Source organism: Maribacter zhoushanensis, assembly GCF_029350975.1.
Taxonomy (GTDB): Bacteria; Bacteroidota; Bacteroidia; order Flavobacteriales; family Flavobacteriaceae; genus Maribacter; species Maribacter zhoushanensis.
On the sequence record NZ_JARKMR010000003.1, the window covers coordinates 295,950 to 316,683 of the forward strand.

A 20,734-nucleotide genomic window follows, 5' to 3' on the forward strand; every position below is an offset into this window, starting at 1 on the left:
TAATCAACCAAAAAAATAAACCTATCCCTTAATCACGGATAATAGAGTACCATCAATCAATCACCAAACCATTCTCCCTCCTCTGGAGGGAGCTACGGGGAGGATTAAATCAAAAAATCATGTTCAGAAACCATCTTAAAATTGCTTGGAGAAGTATAAAAAAAGATAAGTTGTTCGCTGCTATAAAAATTGGTGGTTTTGCCATGGGCATAGCAGCTTGTCTTTTAATAGCATTGTTCATTGGTAGTGAGGTAGGTTATGACCAGCATTATATCAAAAAAGAGCAGTTATATAGGGTTGTGCTGCAAGGTATGTATAAGGGAGAGGTGATGAAAAGCACACATTTTCAATTACCATTTGCCGATGCCCTACAAAATGATTTCCCTGAAATTCTTAAAGCAGGAAAAGTAAATAGTACCGGAATTTTTGGAGCAGGTAAACGTGGTGTTAGATTGGACGGCGCATCAAAAAACAATTTAGAAGATGGCTTTCTGTTGGCGGACCAAGAAGCATTTGATATTCTGGAAGTGGAATTGATACAAGGCAATACGGCAACGGCGTTAGTAAATCCTAAATCCATCGTAATTTCAGAATTAAAGGCGGAAAAATATTTTAAAGGGGCAACCATTTTGGGCGAAACCATTATTTTAGATAATGATGCCAGTGCTCTGTATACCGTAACAGGTGTCATGAAAGATTCACCAAAAAATTCTCATTTATCATATGATTTTCTACTTCCTATAGAAGATACCAATGCCAGTTGGACCAATCAGAATTATTTCACCTATGTTTTAGTAGATCCCAATACCGATATTCAGCAATTGGAGCAAAAGATGGTTTCCATAGTTGAAAAATATATCATTCCGGCACAAAGAGAGCGCGGGCGTGCGCCAGATTTTATAGATGTACTAAGAACCATGGAGTATAAACTTCAGCCCATTACCGATATTCATTTGTATTCTGATCTTAAAATGGCAGACGGACTAAAGCATGGCGATATTCGTTTTGTTTGGCTTTTCGCGTCAATTGCCGGTTTTGTATTGCTGTTGGCGGTAATCAATTTTATAAATCTTTCTACCGCAAAATCTGCCAATAGAGCTAAAGAGGTAGGGTTGAGAAAAACAATTGGGGCTTATAAAGGCAATTTGGTAGCTCAGTTCATGATAGAGTCAATGGTATTCAGTTTTATATCTTTTATTCTTGGTGTTGTATTGGCGTGGGCACTATTACCATCTTTCAACTCCATTGCATCAAAATCTATTGAAATGCCTTGGTCTGCTTGGTGGTTTGCTCCAATAATATTAGTTGCTTCAGTTTTAGTAGGTGCTTTGGCAGGGCTGTATCCAGCATTTTATTTATCGGCTTTTAAACCAGTGAACGTTTTAAAAGGAAGTTTGAGCATTGGTAATAAAAGTGGGAAATTAAGAAGCGGACTCGTTATTTTTCAATTCACCACATCTGTAATTTTAATCATTGCAACATTGATTATTTATCAGCAGATGGACTTTATTCTCCAAAAAGAATTGGGCTATGATAAAGAACAAGTAGTTATCCTTGAAGGAACAGGTGTTTTGGGTACCAGTGCCGAAAATTTTAAAGAACAATTACTGCAGTTACCTCAAGTTAAATCGGCAACAATTACAAATTATGTACCAGTAGATGGCGGTAGTAGAAATGGAAATACCTTTAGAAGAAAAGATGAAGGTAATGAAGGTAGAGGTATACCTGCCCAAATTTGGAGAGTAGATTACGATTATATTGAAACCTTGGGTATTACCTTAAAATCGGGCAGAGATTTCTCTAAGCAATTTGCGTCAGATTCTTTAAGTAGCATTATTATAAATACCAATATGCAAAGAGAGTTGGGCTTGGAGAATGCCGTTGGTAAAGAAATCAATAATAATGGTCAATTATTTACGATAATTGGGGTGGTGGATGATTTTCATTTTAAGTCATTAAAAGAAGATATTTCATCACTGTCATTGGTAATAGGTAAAGATTTAGGCGCTATATCTCTTAAATTGGAGAAGGGTAATGTGAATGAGGCTTTAGCTTCTATAGCATCGGTTTGGGATAGCAATGTTCCTAGTCAGTCTATCAATTACAGCTTTTTGGACCAAGAGTTTAGTAGTATGCATGATGATGTGGAACGTATGGGTAAAATATTCAACAGTTTTGCGCTATTTGCTATACTGGTAGCGTGCTTAGGGTTATTTGCATTGTCCGCTTTTATGGTAGAACAACGCAAAAAGGAAATAAGTATCAGGCTGGTTTTGGGGGCGCCGTTCAAGAGTATTTATCAATTGCTCACATTAGATTTTATGAAGCTTATTTTACTATCGATTGTAATAGCAATTCCTATAGGGGGGTATATGATGAGCCGTTGGTTAGAAGATTTTGCCTACCATATTACCATTGGTTGGAGCATTTTTTTTATGGCGGGTTTAATTGCATTGACCATTGCTATCGTAACCATAAGCTACCAATCTGTGAATGCAGCTTTAATACAGCCTTTAAAAAGCTTACGAAAAGAATAAAAATCACCAAACCATTCCCCTTCTTTTGGAGGGGGCTAGGGGGAGGAAAAAAACGAGAATCATGATTAAGAACTATATAAAAATAGCTTGGAGAAACCTTTGGAAAAATAAGGGGTACAGCATGTTGAATATTTTCGGTCTCGCAATAGGTATTACTTGTGCGGCAATGATTTTGCTTTGGGTAGAAGATGAGGTAGGTTATGATACCAACTTTGAGAAGCAGGATGTTGTGTATTATGTACCAACAAATCAACAATATGAAGGCGAGTGGCGTACATTTTTTCAAGCTACTCCCGGTCCGTTAGCACGGGTTTTAAAAGATGAGGTGCCAGGTATAGTTGGGTCTGCAAGAACAAAAGGTGAAGATTTTTTGTTTCAAGTAGAAGAAACATCTATTAATAAATTTGGACGATACGCGGATCCAGACTTTTTAAGCATGTTTAGTCTCTCATTTGTAGAAGGCAATTTAGAAACCGCTTTTAATGATGTGGATGCCATGGTTATCTCACAAGAAACGGCTACTCAATTATTTGGTAAAAATACTTCTGCTATTAACAAAGTAATTAAAATAAACAACAAAACAAGTTATACTGTTTCAGGAGTTTATGAAGATTTGCCACAAAATGTAACCTATAGTTTTGATTGGGTTGTCCCTTTTGAACGGTTTGCAAAAGATAATGAATGGGTGAAAGAATATGGTGCAAATTTTTCCGACACTTTTGTAGAACTTTCTCCAGAGGCAAATTTTGATGTTGTCAATAATAAGGTAAAGGCAATACTACCTATGAAAACGGAAGATGACGAAACCATAGCCTTTTTGTTTTCTATGAAAGACTGGCATTTAAGGTCGGCTTTTGAAGGAGGTAAAAATATAGGAGGGCAAATAACGTATGTAAGACTGTTCAGCCTAATAGCCATCATTATTTTATTGATTGCCTGTATCAACTTTATGAACTTGGCTACCGCTAGAAGTGAAAAACGGGCGAATGAGGTTGGTGTACGTAAGGTATTGGGCTCAGGAAGAAAAGGTTTAATATCTCAGTTTATGGCAGAAGCTATCATCACGGCAACATTATCTGCTGTACTTAGTGTGCTGTTGTTAAAATTACTGGTGCCACAGTTTAATATGATGATAGATAAACAGCTAGATTTTAGTTTGTTCAACCCTACTCATATGTTGACTTTGGTTGGCATTACATTGCTATGTGGTATTATTGCGGGTTGGTATCCTGCGTTCTATTTGTCTTCTTTTAAACCTGTTGATGTATTAAAAGGGGCAAGAAGGGCAAAAGGTAGCGCATCATTTATTAGAAAAGGATTGGTAGCTACGCAGTTCGTAGTATCTATCGTATTTATCATATGTACCATTATCGTCTACCAACAAGTACAACATGTAAAAGGGCGCGATTTGGGTTACAATAAAGAAAATCTGGTGAAGATTCCCGTTACCGGAGACATGATTAAAAATTTCGCTCCTATAGAGGAAGAAATGAAAGCTTCGGGGATTATAGAAAGCATCGGACTCATAAATTCCGATATTTTATCCGGAGGAAATAATACATCTGGGTTAAGCTGGCAAGGTGGTGTAGATACAGAAGACGTATTGGTTTCAGTAAGAGATATTACGGCAGATTTTTTCAATACCGCTGGTTTGGAGATTATTGAAGGGCGAGGGTTTAGTCACAATCCCGCTCAAGACAGTGTCAACATTATTGTAAGTGAATCGTTCGCAAAATTAATGGGTAGCGGTAGCGCAATTGGTAAAACTATTGAAGAAGATTACCCGGTAATTGGGGTGGTAAAGGATTATGTCTATGGTGATATGTATGGCTCTAGTGATCCGGTCATATTTTTTAATGACCCAAGCCAAGGGCGTTTTATGTATGTAAAAACAAAATCGGGCTTTGCAACAACGGCGGCATTGGCTACTATGGAAACAGCATTGAAAAAATTTAATCCTGCATTTCCTTTTGAATATGAATTTGTAGATGACACTTACGATGCCAAATTTAAAAGTGAGAAGCTGATAGGAAACCTCTCTCAAGTTTTTGCACTGCTTGCCATATTAATTTCTTGTTTAGGGTTGTTCGGATTATCAGCTTTCACTGCCGATCAGCGTAGAAAGGAAATTGGCGTACGAAAGGTTCTAGGTTCAAGTATAGCAGGTATTGTGGGCTTATTATCCAAAGATTTTATGCAATTGGTATTCTTGGCAATAATTATTGCGATACCTATTGCATGGTTGATAATGCAGAATTGGTTAGAAGGTTTTGCATACAGAACTTCAATTAATGCTTGGGCGTTCATAATTGCCGGAGCAGTAGCTATTGTGATAGCCTTATTGACCATTAGTTTTCAGGCTATTAATGCAGCAAGGGTTAACCCAGTAAAAAGTCTAAGAACAGAGTAGTGGCTTTGTAAATATATTGGACATAATCTGTCTAAATATTTGACATTTAGTATTTTGTGTATTTACATAAATAACTGAAAATCAATATTTTATATTTTTGGCATAGAAATAGAATTTGATATTCCGTAATCAAGCATCAAAAAACGAGAACCATGTTTAAAAACTATCTAAAAATCGCCTGGAGGAGTCTAAAAAAGCAAGCCTTTTTCACTTTTCTAAATACCTTCGGTCTAGCTATTGGTATGGCGGGGGCATTAATTATATCACTTTATATCTACGATGAGCTTAGTTATGATAAAATGTTTGCCGATGCGGATAGGATTTATCGTATAGATTCTGATATCAAATTTGGTGGTGCGGAAATTAAGGCAGGGGAAGCTGCCGCACCAATGGCGGAAACCTTAAAAAGGGACTATCCACAGGTAGAAGCTGCAGTGCGTTTTAGAACCATAGGTAGTGCTTATGTAAAGAAGGTTGGGGGAAACAGAAGTGCCAAGGAAAACCATATCACCTATGCCGATTCCACTGTTTTTGAATTTTTTGGGATAGACTTACTTGCGGGTGATGCCAAAACAGCATTAACGGGGACTAATTCATTAGTGCTTACTAAAACTGCCGCAGAAAAACATTTTGGCTCTACAGATGTTATAGGTCAAAATTTATTGTTGGATAATACCGATACCTATACGGTAACTGGAGTCATAGAAGACATGCCCAAAAATTCTTATTTCAATGATTATAGTGTCTTTTTGGCAATGGCGGGCAACGTGGCATCAAGAGAAGATAATTGGGGCGGTAATAACTATTTTACATTTATAAAGTTAATTCCCGGTGCCAAGACCGAAGATTTTCAAGAGCCCTTACAAGGTATGTTAGAGCGTTACATGTTGCCATGGTCACAAAAATATTTTCCAGGTATGACGGCAGAGTCGTTTGCGGCATCCGGTAATTATATTAGGTACCACACCATGCCTTTGACCGATATTCATTTGCATTCAGATAAAAACTCGGAAATGAGTGCAACGAGTAGTATTCAGAATATCTACATTCTTTCTTTTATTGGGCTGTTCTTGATCATATTGGCAAGTGTAAATTTTATGAATTTGTCTACGGCTCATTCGTTAAAGAGGGCTAAAGAAGTAGGGGTGCGAAAAACCTTGGGCTCAAATAAACTGAATTTGGTCTTTCAATTTTTAACCGAATCAGGATTAATTGCATTTGTGTCCTTACTTGCGGCACTATTGATTACACTGGTAGCTTTGCCGTTTTTCAATGGCTTTACAGGAAAATCAATTGAAATTCCGTTTACGCAGCCCTTATTTTGGTTGGCGTTATTGGGGGCAACTATGTTACTTGGGCTGTTGTCAGGAAGTTATCCTGCATTTTTTATGTCGAGGTTTACACCTGTTAAAACGTTAAAAGGTAACAGTTCTGAAAGTGTGGGCAATGGTAGGGTACGTAATGCCTTGGTAATTTTTCAATTTTCAATTTCGGTATTTCTTATCATCAGCACCTTGGTAGTATTTCAGCAATTGAATTATATACAGAATAAAGATTTGGGCTTCTCCAAGGACCAAGTATTGTTAATAAATGAATTGGGTGCATTAGGGTCCAAAACCAAAGCTTTTAAAGAACAGATTGCTAATATGGGTTTTGTAGAGAGTGCTACGTTGAGCAATTATTATCCAACACCATCTTATCGGTCAGATACTTCGTTCTTTGAAGAAGGTTTTAGAGATCAGGAAAGTGCCATACAAATGCAAGAGTGGGATGTAGATACAGATTATCTAAAAACTATGGAAATGGAACTGGTTGCCGGTCGTGATTTTAATCCCGCCTATGCATCAGATTCTACAGCAATTATTGTCAATGAAGCTACGCTGCCTATTTTAAATGTTACGGCAGAAGAAGCTTTAGGAATGCGCATATCTGAGGAAATAGATCAAGAAAATCCTACCTACTATACCATAATTGGGGTAGTCAAAGATTTTCATTATAGAACGTTAAGAACCAATATAGACGCTTTGGGAATGCATTTAAATTCAAATGCACAGAACATGGCGGTAAGAATGACTGGTGGAAATTATGCCGATAATATTGCTGCAATAGAAAATACGTGGAACACTATGGCACCAGGTCAACCTTTTGATTATCGATTTATGGATGAAGCCTTTAATACCACCTACGAAGCCGAACAAAAACTGAGTCAGATATTTTTCATTTTTACTATGCTGTCCATTTTTATTGCTTGTTTGGGATTATTTGGATTAGCTGCCTTTAATGCCGAAAAACGAACAAAAGAAATCGGTGTTAGAAAAGTGTTGGGAGCTACTGTAAGTCAAATTTCTTACCGTCTTACGGTAGATTTCCTAAAATTAGTGGGCGTAGCCATATTGATTTCTTTGCCCATAGGCTGGTTTGTCATGAATAAATGGCTTGAAGATTTCTCATACAGAATTGAGATTGGTGTTGGGGTATTCCTGTTGGCAGCTGTGCTTGCTATTATCGTAGCAATACTAACGGTAAGCTACCAAAGTATAAAAGCGGCAATTGTAAATCCTGTTAAGAGTTTACGGTCAGAATAAGTAAAGCATCAAACTTCATCAATCAAAAAGAACATCATGTTAAAGAATTATATCAAAATAGCTTGGCGTAATTTAATAAAGAACAAGCAGCAAACTATCATCAACTTATTGGGTCTTACGCTGGGTACCGTAAGCTGTTTAGTAATATTGTTATATGTATTTGCGCAGTTGGGTTATGATCAGCACCATAACCAGGCGTCATCAATTTATAGGGTGGAGACAATTATAGATCGTGATGGTCAAGAATCTTTTGATTCCGCCACCTCGTCGCCACCAATAGCATTTGCATTAAAAGAAGATTTTGCCGAGGTAGAAGAAGCAACCAGAGTTGTATTGACCGATGCATTTTACAGTCCACTAATAAGAGCGACAAATAGCAAAGATGCTTACTATGAACCAAGGGTCTATTTGGCAGATTCAACTTTTTTCAAAGTATTCAATTTTAAAATACTTGAAGGTGATGTAAAAACGGCTTTAGATGAACCCAATACCGTAATGCTGTCATCATACCTGTCCGATAAGTTATTCGGCAAAACCAGTCCTTTGGACAAAACTGTAGTTTGGGGCAGTGGAGAAAGTGCATTAACCCTTACCGTAAAAGGAGTTTATGATGAAAAGGCTTATAAAACGCATTTTAATCCTAGTTACATTGTAAGCATGAGTACCCCGGGAATGGGAACTTTTGTGCAGAACTTCCAGAGCTTTGCCACCAATAATTTTGCGTATAGTTATGTAAAATTGACCTCAAATGGTAGTGGCTTAGGTCTTCAACGGAAATTGCCCCAGTTTATGGAAGATAGAGGAGCGCAAGATTTAAAAGATGCCGGTATGAGCAGTAAGACGCTAGAGCTTACAAAGGTTACTGATATTCACTTGTACTCCAACGGTAGAAAAAATCAGCTGGGTCGCGTATCCAATAGTACCTACCTTTATTTTTTACTGAGTTTGGCATTTTTTATACAATTGGTGGCATGTATTAATTTTATAAATCTTAGTACGGCTAGGGCTAGTAAAAGGGCGCGTGAAATTGGGGTTAGAAAAGTAGTTGGCGCAGGTAAAAATGCATTAATGCGGCAATTTTTGGGCGAGTCTTTGTTACTGTCCATATTCGCCATGTTGATCAGTATTCCTATAGTTATATTGCTTTTGCCATTTGTGAATGAAGTAACACAGGAATCATTGACCTATACAAGTTTGTACCAATGGCAGATTTTGGTAATATTATTGGCTATAGGCGTAATTACAGGTTTGGCTTCTGGTGTTTATCCTGCTATTGTCCTATCTTCTATTAAACCGGTGAGAGCATTAAAAAGTTCGGCTATTTTACAATCTGGTAGCGGTACGTTTAGAAAAGCTTTAGTAGTATTTCAATTTGTAATTTCTATATGTTTAATAAGTACGGTAATTATTATAGGCCAACAGTTTAAATATGCCCAAACCAAAGACTTAGGTTATAAAAAAGATAACCTTTTGGCATTGCGGGTAGGGACCGAAGAATCATCTAATAAGTTTGAATCTTTAAAAGCATCATTTTTAAAAGTACCGGGCGTATTACAAGTGTCAAGTGGAAATTATTCGCCGTCGGAAATTATATTGGCAGATAATGGATTTTACTTGCCAGGCGGAAATAAGGAAAATAAAACAGTGGTAAAACGTAACGGCGTTAGCGATGGCTATTTTAACACCATGGGTATAGAATTGTTGAAAGGCAGGGATTTCAATGCTGCCGATACCGTAGACCAGATCATAGTGAACGAGGCTACGTTAAAGGCTTTTAATATTGATATTGAAAACGCGTTAAGTGCTACTTTGATGCAAAGTTATGGCGATGAAATTGACGAATTACGAATTATAGGTGTGGTAAAAAACTATCATTTTGCTTCCTTAAAAGAAGAGATTCAGCCTTTGTTCTTACATAAGGAAACGGAACCTAATTGGCTGTTTATTAAGGTAAACACAGAAAATTATGGTCAGTTGCTACAAGGTTTGGAACAACTATGGAAATCTACATTAAGTAACATTCCTTTTGATTATAGATTTGTAGATAAAGAAGTAGAAAAGTTATACGAAGAAGAAAAGCGTTTAGGGTTTATCTCTGTAGGATTTACCATTTTAGCAATATTCATAAGCTGCTTGGGCTTATTTGGACTTATCTCCTATATAGCGGAGCAAAAGAAAAAAGAAATAGGTGTGCGCAAAGTGTTGGGCGCAAGTGTACAGTCTGTGGTTAAATTACTAACGAAAGACTTTATTAAATTGGTACTCATTGCTTTTGTATTGGCATCACCAATAGCCTATTACTTTATCTCTAGATGGTTAGAGGGTTTTACGTATCGTATAGAAATTAAGTGGTGGGTGTTTTTGGCAAGTGGTGTACTTGTTATGGTAATCACATTTTTGACCGTGGGACTGCAATCATTAAAATCAGCAGCTGCAAATCCCGTAAAAAGCTTGCGTTCAGAGTAATTTTTGAAATGTATGGTCAAAACTTGGTTTTGCATTGATGACAATGGTGTAACATTCTAATTTTTAAGTAGTCATTGTAAATATATTGTACATCTTTTGTCAAAATATTTTACACACGAAAATGTACTTTCATTTTAAGTAATTGATAATTAGATATTTACTATAGTGGCACGGAATTAGTTTCATATTTTATATCATCAATCAATCAATGTTTAGCATCAACTAATCAACAATCAAAAAACGAACGATCATGTTTAAGAACTATTTAAAAGTTGCTTGGCGAAATCTACTTAAGAATAAGGGGTATACTGTTATAAATGTGGGCGGACTTGCCCTTGGTATGGCGGTAACTCTAATTATTGGACTTTGGATCCAAGATGAGCTGTCCTATAATAGCTACTTCAAGAATAAAGAAAGTATAGCCCAAGTTTTTCAATCGCAAACCTTTAATGGCGAAACAGGAACAGGACCTGCCATACCAAGACCTTTGGAGAAAGCCTTAAGAGATGGTTACGGTGATAATTTTAAGCATTTGGTCATGTGTTCTTGGACCAATGACCATTATTTAAAATATGGTGAAAAGAGCATATCTAGACCAGGTAATTACATGCAACAAAATGGACCTGAGCTTTTTGGTCTGGAAATTATTAAGGGAGAGCAAGATGCGCTACGGGAGATCAATTCCATTATGTTATCAGCATCAACGGCAGATGCCTTGTTCGGTAATGAAGACCCCATAGGTAAAACGGTTACCGTAAGTAATGAGCACAAGTTGAATGTAAGCGCGGTGTACAGTGATATACCTGTCAATAATTCATTTAACGATACCGATTATATTATTCCTTGGGAGAAGTATTTGGCAGTGAACGAATGGATAAAAAATGCCGAAGATCAATGGGGCAACAATTCATTTCAAATGTTCGTACAATTGGCAGATAATACAACCATTGAGCAGGTAACCAATAATATTAAAAACGTAAAGAAAGATTTAAACGAAGATACAGCTCAGTTTAATCCGCAGATCTTTTTGTTCCCAATGAAAGATTGGTATTTGCGTAGCAGTTTTGAAAATGGAAAACAAGAAGGTGGGCGCATAAAGTACGTGTGGTTATTTGGTGTCATTGGAGCTTTTGTATTACTGTTGGCATGCATCAATTTCATGAATTTGAGTACCGCCCGTTCAGAGAAAAGGGGCAAGGAAGTTGGCATACGTAAATCTATTGGTTCTCAAAGAGGGCAATTGATTTATCAATTTTTGAGCGAATCGTTTCTTGTGGTTGTTTTTGCATTTGTAGTAGCCATATTGTTGGTATTACTTTCCTTGAACGGATTTAATGAGCTATCTAGAAAAGAAATATCCTTTCCGTGGGATAATGGTATGTTTTGGATGGTGTCATTGGTGTTTATAGTGTTCACTTCCTTGTTGGCAGGTAGCTATCCGGCGTTATACCTATCATCTTTTAGACCGGTAGATGTGCTTAAGGGTACGTTCAAGACCGGAAAGTACGCAGGGTTGCCAAGAAAGGTATTGGTAGTAGTTCAGTTTACGGTCTCGGTAGCTTTTATTATAGGTACGGTGATTGTAATGCAGCAAATTAATTTTGCAAAAAATAGACCTGTTGGGTATGATAAGGAAGGATTGATCCAAATACCGACGTTCAGTCAAGATTTTGTGGGGAAATATGATTTAATGCGAACCGAATTCATAGGGTCCGGAGCGGTAGTGGAAATGTCCACTTCCAGTAGTCCAACTACCCAAATATGGTCTAATAGAGGCGGATTTACATGGGAAGGCAAACCAGAAGGTTTTCAAGAAGATTTAGCGTGGACAGAAGTTTCACCGGAGTACGCAAAATCATTGAATCTTAAAATTTTAGAAGGGCGCGATTTTTCAAGAGATTTTGCAACCGATTCATTAGGGGTGTTGATCAATGAAACTGCAAAGAAATATCTGGGTATGGAGAATCCTGTAGGGCAGTTATTACGAGACGATGATGAAGAAGACCCTAATCCGCCATTAAAAATTATAGGTGTTGTTCAAGACATGATCACCCAATCACCTTATGAACCGGTAAAACAAGGTGTTTATGTGTATGATAGGTTCAATAATGCCAGTTACTATAACCTAAGGTTGAATCCTAATAACAATGCATCGCAGAGTATTGCCACCGTAAAGAATGTGTTTAAGGAGCATTTTCCGGATATTCCTTTTGAATATGAATTTATAGATAGTGAATATGGTCAAAAGTTTGCATCGGAAGAACGTATTGGTACACTCTCGGGAGTATTTACGGCACTGGCAATTTTAATTAGTTGTTTAGGGTTATTTGGGTTGACATCATTTGTAGCCGAGCAAAGAAAGAAAGAAATAGGGGTGCGTAAGGTATTGGGAGCTTCTATTTTCAATGTATGGAATATGTTGTCCAAAGACTTTTTAAAACTGGTGGTTATCTCTTGTTTTATTGCCGTACCTATAGCTTATTTCATTATGAACGGATGGTTGCAGGAGTATCCGTATAGAGTAGTACTCAAATGGTGGATTTTTGCGGTAGCCATGTTGGGCGCAATGTTAGTGACCATTGCCACGGTTAGTTTTCAAGCTATTAAGGCAGCAAGGGCAAACCCGGTGAAAAGTTTACGAACGGAATAATTTTAAAAAATGTTAAGAAATCATCTAAAACTATCCTTTAGGAATCTTTGGAAAAATAGATTGCTATCCTCATTAAATCTTTTAGGTTTAAGTATAGGTATTGGTGGTGTGTTAACACTTATGTTTTCAGTGTACGCTTATTACGTGGCGGATAATATGATACCGGATCAGGAACATATTTATTATCTAAAGACACATTTGGCAGACGGCAATGATTATAATGAAGCGGTATATCCGTTATTGGATAAAATAAAAAGCACTTCCCCAGAAGTAGTTGCCGGCACACATTTACACGGTTGGGGCAATATTTGGTTAGAGGTAGGAGATAATGAGTTTCAGAAAACAACTACCTATGCCGATCCTGAATTTTTTAATGTTTTTGCCTTGCCATTAAAATATGGTAATCATAATTCTGCCCTAAATGAAAAGTATTCTATTGTTTTGACCGACAAGGTAAGTAAGCAATTATTTGGGGAAGAGAATCCTGTAGGGAAAAGTTTAATAGCGGCAGACACCTTAAATCTTACTGTAACTGGTGTGTTAGAGCCCATAAGTCCTTATTCTTCATTTCGTTTAGATGTTTTAATGCCGAATACGATATTAAAAGATAACATAGCATTTAAAAATCAAAACAATTGGGATAGTAGTTTTTCTCCGGTGTTTATGAAACTTCGTCCAGATGCCAACATTCAGCAATTTGAGAACCGTGTAGGTCAATTGGTGAAAGAAAATTATGAAGACCCAACTGTTATTTCAAGAATGGAAGTGATACCACATAATAATGTGCGTATTGATTCGATACCCGTAGTAGAAATAATTATAGCGGGTAATATTGCTACATCAATTTTTGTACTGCTTCTTGTACTTGTGAATCTTTTAAATTTAAATACCTCTACCATGTACCGTAGAACAAAAGATATTGCTGTACGTAAAATTTTAGGAGGTGGTAAAAAGGGAGTAATTACTCAGTTTTGCCTGGAAAACGGAATTTTGGTGTTACTCTCTATATTGATTTCCGGCGGACTTTTCTTTGGCTTTTTATTGCCGAAATTGAACGATATTTTTGGTGCTGAATTTGGTGAGATAAATTTTAGTCTGGCAAATGATTATCCAGTAGTAATAGGTGCTATTTTATTAGGTGTTTTGGTGACTTTAATAGTTGGTATTTTGCCAACATTAAGATTTATTTCTTTACCAGTTTCTCAAGGCATTAAAGGAAAAATAGATAGCACAAAAGGCAGTTTTATATTGCGAAATACATTTATAATTATTCAGTTTTCCATAGCTATTCTATTTATTTGTGTTGCCGTTATTCTGAACAGTCAAATCAGTTTTATGAAAAAGGCTGATTTAGGTTTTGAAAGAGAACACGTAATAGTGGGCAATATTGATCTTGATTATAAAAATTTAGACGCTGCTACTTCTAGTTTCAAGGCGCTTTTAAATGACCTAGAGGCAAATCCATATGTCACAAATGTTGCTACAAGTCAGGCAATACCATCAGATTACTACTTTAATTATACCCGATTTTATGATGCAAATACCGATAGGGATGTGCGTTTGCGTCGTTCATTTACTGATGCGGGTTATTTAAGCACATTAAAAATTCCAATAGTAAAAGGTAGAAATTTCAGTAAAGAAATGGATGGTGTAGAGGAAAGACCAGTAATAATTAATAGAACTGCTATGTCCGCTTTTGGCTGGACAACAATAGAAGGTAAGCGATTAAAATTTAAAAACGACGATTTTATCGGCAATCCTGTGGTTGGTGTCATGGAAGATTTTCATTATCAAGACTTGCAAAATGCTGTTGAGCCCTTGGTACATTATTATAGAAGTGAAGATGATTTGGATAAACATCGATATTTAACTGTTAGGGTAGTAGACAGTAAGGAAAAAGAGGTTAAGGATATGATAGCTTCCGCATTCTCTAAAATAGATTCTAGAAAAAACTATTCTCAAAGTGATCTTAGCGAAAAAGTAAGTGGACAATATCGTTTAATGGACGGTATGTTGAAAACGGTAAACGTCGTAGCCTTATTGACCATATTTATTTCATGTTTAGGTATGTTCGGTCTTATTTCTTTTATGGCAAAAAGAAGAATAAAAGAAATTGGTATTCGTAAAGTTCTAGGTGCAAGTGTGCTGAAAATTGTGGTATTGCTTTCCAAGGATTATATGATTTTAGTGGGCATTGCGGCTTTTGTTGCATTCCCTGTAGCTTGGTATATGATGAGGGCTTGGCTGGGCGGTTTTGCCTATAGTATTTCAATACAATTTTGGATGTTTGCCTTAGCCGGTTGTATTGCATTTTGCATAACGGCATTTACATTAGGTATTCAAGCTATTAAAGCAGCAAAAGCAAACCCGGTTAAAAGTTTACGAACAGAGTAGTTTAAAATTCATCAATCAATCAAAATAAAATCATGTTTAAGAATTATCTAAAAGTAGCTTGGCGAAATTTAATAAAGAACAAAGTGTTTACCGCTGCAAATATTGTGGGGTTGACTTTGGCTTTTGCTATTGCATTGTTGTTGACAATGACAGCTTTGTTTGAGTTGTCATACGACCAATTTCATGAAAATAAGAGTGCTGTTTTTCAAGTGTATTATACAAATCAAACACCTAAAGGTTCAGAAATTTCTACAGCTAATCCTGTTCCATTTGCTCCGGCTTTGAAAGAAGAAGTGCCAGGCGTAAAACATATTGCAAGGGCATTAAGTGAAAACGCACTAGTGTCTTATGGAGATAACGATTTTAATTTAGATGCAGAGTTTGTAGATGTAGACTATTTTTCCATTTTTAGTTTTCCTACACTTATAGGGGATACCAATAAACCAATGCCCGACCAAAACTCAGTGACCATTACCGAAAAGGCATCTGAAAAGCTTTTTGGTTCTACGGATGGTATTGGGAAAACAGTAAGAATTCTTATAGGTAAAGAAGAAAAACCCTTTACGGTTACTAGTATTCTAAAAAACATACCAGAAAATAGCAGTGTAAGTTTTGATATTGCTATTCCATTTGAAAGCCATTGGGATTATATGGAATATGTTGATGTTTGGGATTCGCAAAACCACCCAGTGTATCTTCAGTTAGAAGACGGAGTTTCTAAATCTCAGTTTGAAGAAAGTACCATAGAGTTTACACTTTTGCATAAAGGGGAGCAAATGGATAATATGAAGCGTGATGGTGCGCAGCCAGATGCAAACGGAAATTACAGTCAGCTCAACTTATTGCCATTTACGGACAAACGCTTTGCAAATTTTAATACGGGTGTACTTCAAATAAAAAGAACATTTCCTTATATGATTTTAGGCATAGCCTTTTTAATCATTTTTATTGCCTGTGCCAATTTTGTGAACATGAATATTGCCTTGGGTGAAAAACGCCTAAAGGAAATAGGTATGAGAAAAACCCTTGGTGCAGTAAAAGGGCAATTATTTGGACAGTTTTGGTTAGAAAGTCTAATGGTGTTTACTATAGCCATTGTGTTTGCATTAGTTCTTTCTAATGTATTAATTGATTCGTATAAAACGCTCTTTAATACAGATGCGACTTTTGCTAATTTAATGACGCCAACAATTCTTGGTAGCTTTTTGTTAGGCATATTATTGGTGACCTTGGTTACAGGCGGATACCCAGCACTACTTTTAAGTAAACTTAATACCTTAAAAGCTTTGAAAGGTAAATGGGAATTGGGTAAAAACGGAGTAAGAAATGCATTGATAGTCGTTCAGTTTGTAATTGCGATTGTGTTGATAACCGGTACTTTGGTCTTTCAAGGGCAGTTGCAGTTCATGCGCAGTAAAAATCTTGGTTTTAATAAAGAACAAGTGGTTTCCATTCCATTAAATGGAAAGAAAGATAGTTATCGTGTGGTAGAGCTTATGAGAAATGAGCTTAGCGGCAATAGCAATATTTTAAGTGTAACAGGTTCTGATAATAACCTTGGTAGGGGAAAAGATGGTAGCATGTCCATCAGTAAGTTTGGGTTTGAATATAAAGGTCGGGTAGTAAATAGTAATGTGCTAAATGTAGATTACGATTATGCTAAAACTTTAGATATTCAATTGTTAGAAGGGCGCATGTTTAGTAGAGAATATAGTGCAGATAGTTTAAGCATGGTTATTAATGAGGCTATGGTAAAAGAACTGAACGAAGAAGATAATCCGTTGGCAACAAGAATATATTTTGATGAAGATTCCGTAGCTTATAATGTGATAGGAGTGTTAAAAGATTACAACCATCAAAATATCAGTAAAAGCATAGAGCCGCTTACCTTTTTTCTTGATAAGAATTTTGATTTGTATTATGCTTACGTAAAAGTGGCACCTACAGATATGGCTAATTCTTTTGACGCCATTAAGAATGCTTGGCAAAAAGTAGAACCTAATGCAGAGTTCTTAGGTTCGTTTTTAGATGAAAATATTGATAGAACTTTTAGACGAGAGAAATCTATGGCAACAATTATTACCGCTGGTTCTGTTTTAGGTATTGTATTAAGCTGTTTAGGTTTGTTTGCTATGTCATTATTAGTGGTTGCCCAACGAACAAAAGAAATAGGAGTAAGAAAAGTAATTGGAGCAAGCACAGCTTCTATAACCATATTACTGACCAAAGACTTTTTAAAACTGGTTGGCATAGCGTTCATCATAGGAGCTCCAATAGCATATTTTGCTTTGGATAAATGGTTGCAGGACTATGCTTTTAGAGTGCCTCTGAGCATCTGGTTTTTTATTGGTGCAGGTGTATTGGCAGCACTAATTGCGTTGTTGACGGTAGGAGCTAGAACCATGAAAGCTGCCGCTGCAAACCCAGTAAAAAGTCTAAGAACAGAATAGTCAATAGCAGAAACTATGTTACGAAATTACATCAAGATTGCTTTTAGAAACATTTGGAAGAACAAGGTGTTTTCTTTGATTAATATATTGGGGCTTTCCATTGGTTTAAGTGCTTCATTCGTAATTGGTGCAATGGTTTTTTACGACCTTACTTTTGATAAATTTCATCCTGATGGTGATAGAATTTATAGAGTAACATCTTCGTTTCAAGGTACGTCGGGTGTGTTTTATAATTCGGGAGTAACGGTTCCTTTGGCACAAGAGTTAAAAGATTTGAGAATTGAAGAGATTGAAACGGTCGCTCCATTCTTTACTACGTATCCCTCACATGTAGAAAATCAACAAACGGGAAATAAATTCAAAGACCCTGATTTTGTGATTTATACAGAACCTTCATATTTTAAAATATTTGAATATGATTGGTTGGCGGGCAATTCACATAGTGCTTTGGTAGAGCCAAATATGGTGGTATTGACTAAAGAACGAGCCATAAAATATTTTCCAAATCAAGAACCAAGAAACGTTGTAGGAAAGTTGCTTGTATATAATGATAGTATACATGCTACTGTTTCGGGTGTAGTTGCTGGTTTTGATGGCCGTACCGATATTGTTTTTGAAGAATTTATTTCTTTGAAAACAGCGGCTACGCAAGATATGACCAATGCAATAAATGAATCAGGTTGGGACAATACAAATTCTGCCTCTCAATTATTTCTTAAGCTAACGGAAAATGCTACTGCTAGTAATATTCAAAAAACGCTGACAAATATTGCAGAAATACATGATGAATCAGAAGATTCGCATACAGGTGCTAGTAAAACTAAGTTCATGTTACAGTCTTTAAGCGATATTCATCTAAACCCTAATTATGGAACCTTTGATTTCAATGATAGCCGAACAACTATGGAAGCGCTGAAAAGCCTTCTTTTGCTAGCATTCATTCTATTAATATTAGGCTGTATTAACTTCATTAATTTAAATACGGCTCAAGCAATAAAAAGAGCTAAAGAAATTGGGATAAGAAAAACCTTAGGAAGTTCTAGATTGCAATTGGTTTATCAATATTTAGGGGAAACATTTCTATTGACCTTATCAGCAGCAGTAGTATCTATTTTTCTATCGAAATGGTTGCTACTTTTGTTTTCAGATTTTGTTCCTGCCGGATTAAGTTTTGACATTTTTTTAAATCCATGGGTATTGCTAGGGGTTTTTCTATTGCTTTGTTTGGTTACTATTTTATCTGGTTTTTATCCAGCGATAGTATTATCGAAATATAAACCTGTTGCCGTTTTAAAACAACAAATTACTCCTAGTTCAGATAAAGGTCTATTAAGAAAGTATTTGACCGTATTTCAATTTGTAATTGCACAAATTTTTATCATAGCCACATTAATGGTAGGAAAACAGTTGAACTATATCATGAAAAAGGATATGGGTTTCAATACAGAAGCAATTGCATATTTTAAAACTCCGTGGCAAGATACATCTGCAGTCAAACGAACAAGGTTTGTAAAAAGAATACAAGATTTACCAGGTATACCAAATACGGTCTTAGCAGGTAATCCTCCAGCTTCATTTACTACTATGACCATGGGTGTGAAGTTTATAAAAGATAGCACAGAAGTAAATTCATATTTACAACTTATGTATGGCACTGCTAATTATTTTGATTTATATAATTTAAAACTATTGGCTGGTAGAATTCCTTTAAATGATTCTATTAGGGAATATGTGGTAAATAAATCCTATTTGAAAGAAGTAGGTATAGAAAATCCAGCAGAAATAGTTGGTAAGAATTTAAAAGTAGATGATGAAAACCTACCTATTGTTGGGGTGATGGAAGATTTTAATCAGCATTCGCTAAAATATGGAGTATCTCCTATGGCATTTACTGGAAGTTCATATACAGGCAAGTGGACACAATTTAAAACAATTCATTTTAAGTTGAATCCAAGTGAAGTTTCTAGTTGGTCCGCAACTTTATCTGAAGTAGAAAGTATATGGAAAGATACCTATCCGGATTCTGATTTTAAATATGCTTTTATGGATGATACTGTAAAACGATTTTATGAAAGCGAACAAAAGACATCGACATTATTACAATGGGCAACGGGATTGGCAATTTTAATCAGTTGTTTGGGATTATTTGGTTTGGTTATTAATACCACGGAACGTAGAACAAAAGAGATAGGTATTCGCAAAATACTAGGAGCCAATATTTTTCAACTTAATATACTTTTGTCCAAAGACTTTTTAAAACTGGTATTGATCGCTTTTGTTATTGCTACGCCAATTGCATGGTATGGATTACATAGTTGGTTGGAGGAATTTGCCAACAAAACCGAATTGAGCTGGTGGGTTTTTGCTTTAAGCGGTATTCTTATGGTGGTAATATCATTATTGATTATGACAATTAAAACTCTGAATTCAGCGAATACCAATCCCATAAAAAGCCTGAGAACGGAATAATAAATAAGATTTAACCATTAACCACTAACTGACTATTTCACTAATCAACTAATTCACTACATAAAGATGTTATTACAATTAAGAAATATTTTCAAATGGGTACAGCAAGGCGGTCAACGCGTATTTTTGCTAAAGGATATTAATTTAGAAGTACAGGAAGGCGAATTCATTTCAATTATGGGTCCGTCCGGTTCAGGGAAATCCACATTATTAAATGTTATAGGCATGCTAGATACGTTTGATGAAGGTGAGTATGATTTTTTGGAGGAATCTGTACATACTTTAAAGGAAAAATACCGCTCTAATCTGTATAAAGAATATATAGGTTTTGTGTTTCAGTCGTATCATTTATTAGATGATTTAACGGTAGAGGAAAATTTGGAAATGCCTTTGTTGTACAAGAAAATAAAAGGCTCTGAACGTAAAGCGTTGGTGGCAGATATGTTGGATAGATTCAATATTGTAGGTAAAAAAGATTTGTTCCCAACACAGTTAAGTGGTGGTCAGCAACAATTGGTTGGTGTGGCACGAGCTTTAATTGCAAACCCAAAGTTGATATTGGCAGATGAGCCAACAGGGAACCTAAACTCTCAACAAAGCGAAGAGATCATGCAGTTGTTTAAGAAATTGAACGAAGAAGAAGGTGTAACAATTATACAAGTAACACACTCAGAAAAGAATGCGGAGTATGGTTCAAGAATCATCAATCTTTTAGATGGCAGACAGATTTAGTTTTTGAAATATATAAAAAAGACATTTCAAGCGCGCATCAT

9 protein-coding genes are annotated in these 20,734 nt (G+C 36.1%); all 9 read left to right on the forward strand.

Translation table 11 applies throughout. From position 1 onward, the window contains the following. The first annotated feature begins 119 nt into the window (after positions 1-119). The 9 genes from PXD56_RS11780 (at position 120) to PXD56_RS11820 (ending at position 20,693) form a co-directional block, all read left to right on the forward strand. Positions 120-2,537 (forward strand): ABC transporter permease, encoded by a 2,418-nt coding sequence (locus PXD56_RS11780; RefSeq protein ID WP_276493545.1) that lies wholly within the window; start codon positions 120-122, stop codon positions 2,535-2,537. 61 nt (positions 2,538-2,598) lie between these two features. Next, complete coding sequence (locus tag PXD56_RS11785; RefSeq protein WP_276493546.1) at positions 2,599-4,947, forward strand: ABC transporter permease; 2,349 nt, start codon at positions 2,599-2,601, stop codon at positions 4,945-4,947. A 152-nt stretch (positions 4,948-5,099) separates the two neighbouring features. Beyond that, complete coding sequence (locus tag PXD56_RS11790; RefSeq protein ID WP_276493547.1) at positions 5,100-7,532, forward strand: ABC transporter permease; 2,433 nt, start codon at positions 5,100-5,102, stop codon at positions 7,530-7,532. A 36-nt stretch (positions 7,533-7,568) separates the two neighbouring features. Then, on the forward strand, positions 7,569-9,998 hold the full coding sequence (locus PXD56_RS11795; RefSeq protein ID WP_276493548.1) for an ABC transporter permease: 2,430 nt from the start codon (positions 7,569-7,571) through the stop codon (positions 9,996-9,998). 250 nt (positions 9,999-10,248) lie between these two features. Then, on the forward strand, positions 10,249-12,648 hold the full coding sequence (locus PXD56_RS11800) for an ABC transporter permease (protein WP_276493549.1): 2,400 nt from the start codon (positions 10,249-10,251) through the stop codon (positions 12,646-12,648). Between the two features lie 9 nt (positions 12,649-12,657). Next, entirely contained in the window at positions 12,658-15,042 is a 2,385-nt protein-coding gene (locus PXD56_RS11805; protein ID WP_276493550.1) for an ABC transporter permease, read from the forward strand. A 32-nt stretch (positions 15,043-15,074) separates the two neighbouring features. Further along, complete coding sequence (locus PXD56_RS11810; RefSeq protein ID WP_276493551.1) at positions 15,075-17,492, forward strand: FtsX-like permease family protein; 2,418 nt, start codon at positions 15,075-15,077, stop codon at positions 17,490-17,492. A 15-nt stretch (positions 17,493-17,507) separates the two neighbouring features. After that, on the forward strand, positions 17,508-19,961 hold the full coding sequence (locus PXD56_RS11815; protein ID WP_276493552.1) for an ABC transporter permease: 2,454 nt from the start codon (positions 17,508-17,510) through the stop codon (positions 19,959-19,961). A 66-nt stretch (positions 19,962-20,027) separates the two neighbouring features. Continuing rightward, on the forward strand, positions 20,028-20,693 hold the full coding sequence (locus PXD56_RS11820; RefSeq protein ID WP_276493553.1) for an ABC transporter ATP-binding protein: 666 nt from the start codon (positions 20,028-20,030) through the stop codon (positions 20,691-20,693). Positions 20,694-20,734: the final 41 nt, after the last annotated feature.

Excerpts from the sequence above, each read along its gene's own strand:
- PXD56_RS11780 (WP_276493545.1), top strand. The coding sequence starts at position 120 with ATGTTCAGAAACCATCTTAAAATTGCTTGGAGAAGTATAAAAAAAGAT.
- PXD56_RS11805 (WP_276493550.1), top strand. The coding sequence starts at position 12,658 with ATGTTAAGAAATCATCTAAAACTATCCTTTAGGAATCTTTGGAAAAAT.
- PXD56_RS11790 (WP_276493547.1), top strand. The coding sequence starts at position 5,100 with ATGTTTAAAAACTATCTAAAAATCGCCTGGAGGAGTCTAAAAAAGCAA.
- PXD56_RS11815 (WP_276493552.1), top strand. The coding sequence starts at position 17,508 with ATGTTACGAAATTACATCAAGATTGCTTTTAGAAACATTTGGAAGAAC.
- PXD56_RS11785 (WP_276493546.1), top strand. The coding sequence starts at position 2,599 with ATGATTAAGAACTATATAAAAATAGCTTGGAGAAACCTTTGGAAAAAT.
- PXD56_RS11810 (WP_276493551.1), top strand. The coding sequence starts at position 15,075 with ATGTTTAAGAATTATCTAAAAGTAGCTTGGCGAAATTTAATAAAGAAC.
- PXD56_RS11820 (WP_276493553.1), top strand. The coding sequence starts at position 20,028 with ATGTTATTACAATTAAGAAATATTTTCAAATGGGTACAGCAAGGCGGT.
- PXD56_RS11795 (WP_276493548.1), top strand. The coding sequence starts at position 7,569 with ATGTTAAAGAATTATATCAAAATAGCTTGGCGTAATTTAATAAAGAAC.
- PXD56_RS11800 (WP_276493549.1), top strand. The coding sequence starts at position 10,249 with ATGTTTAAGAACTATTTAAAAGTTGCTTGGCGAAATCTACTTAAGAAT.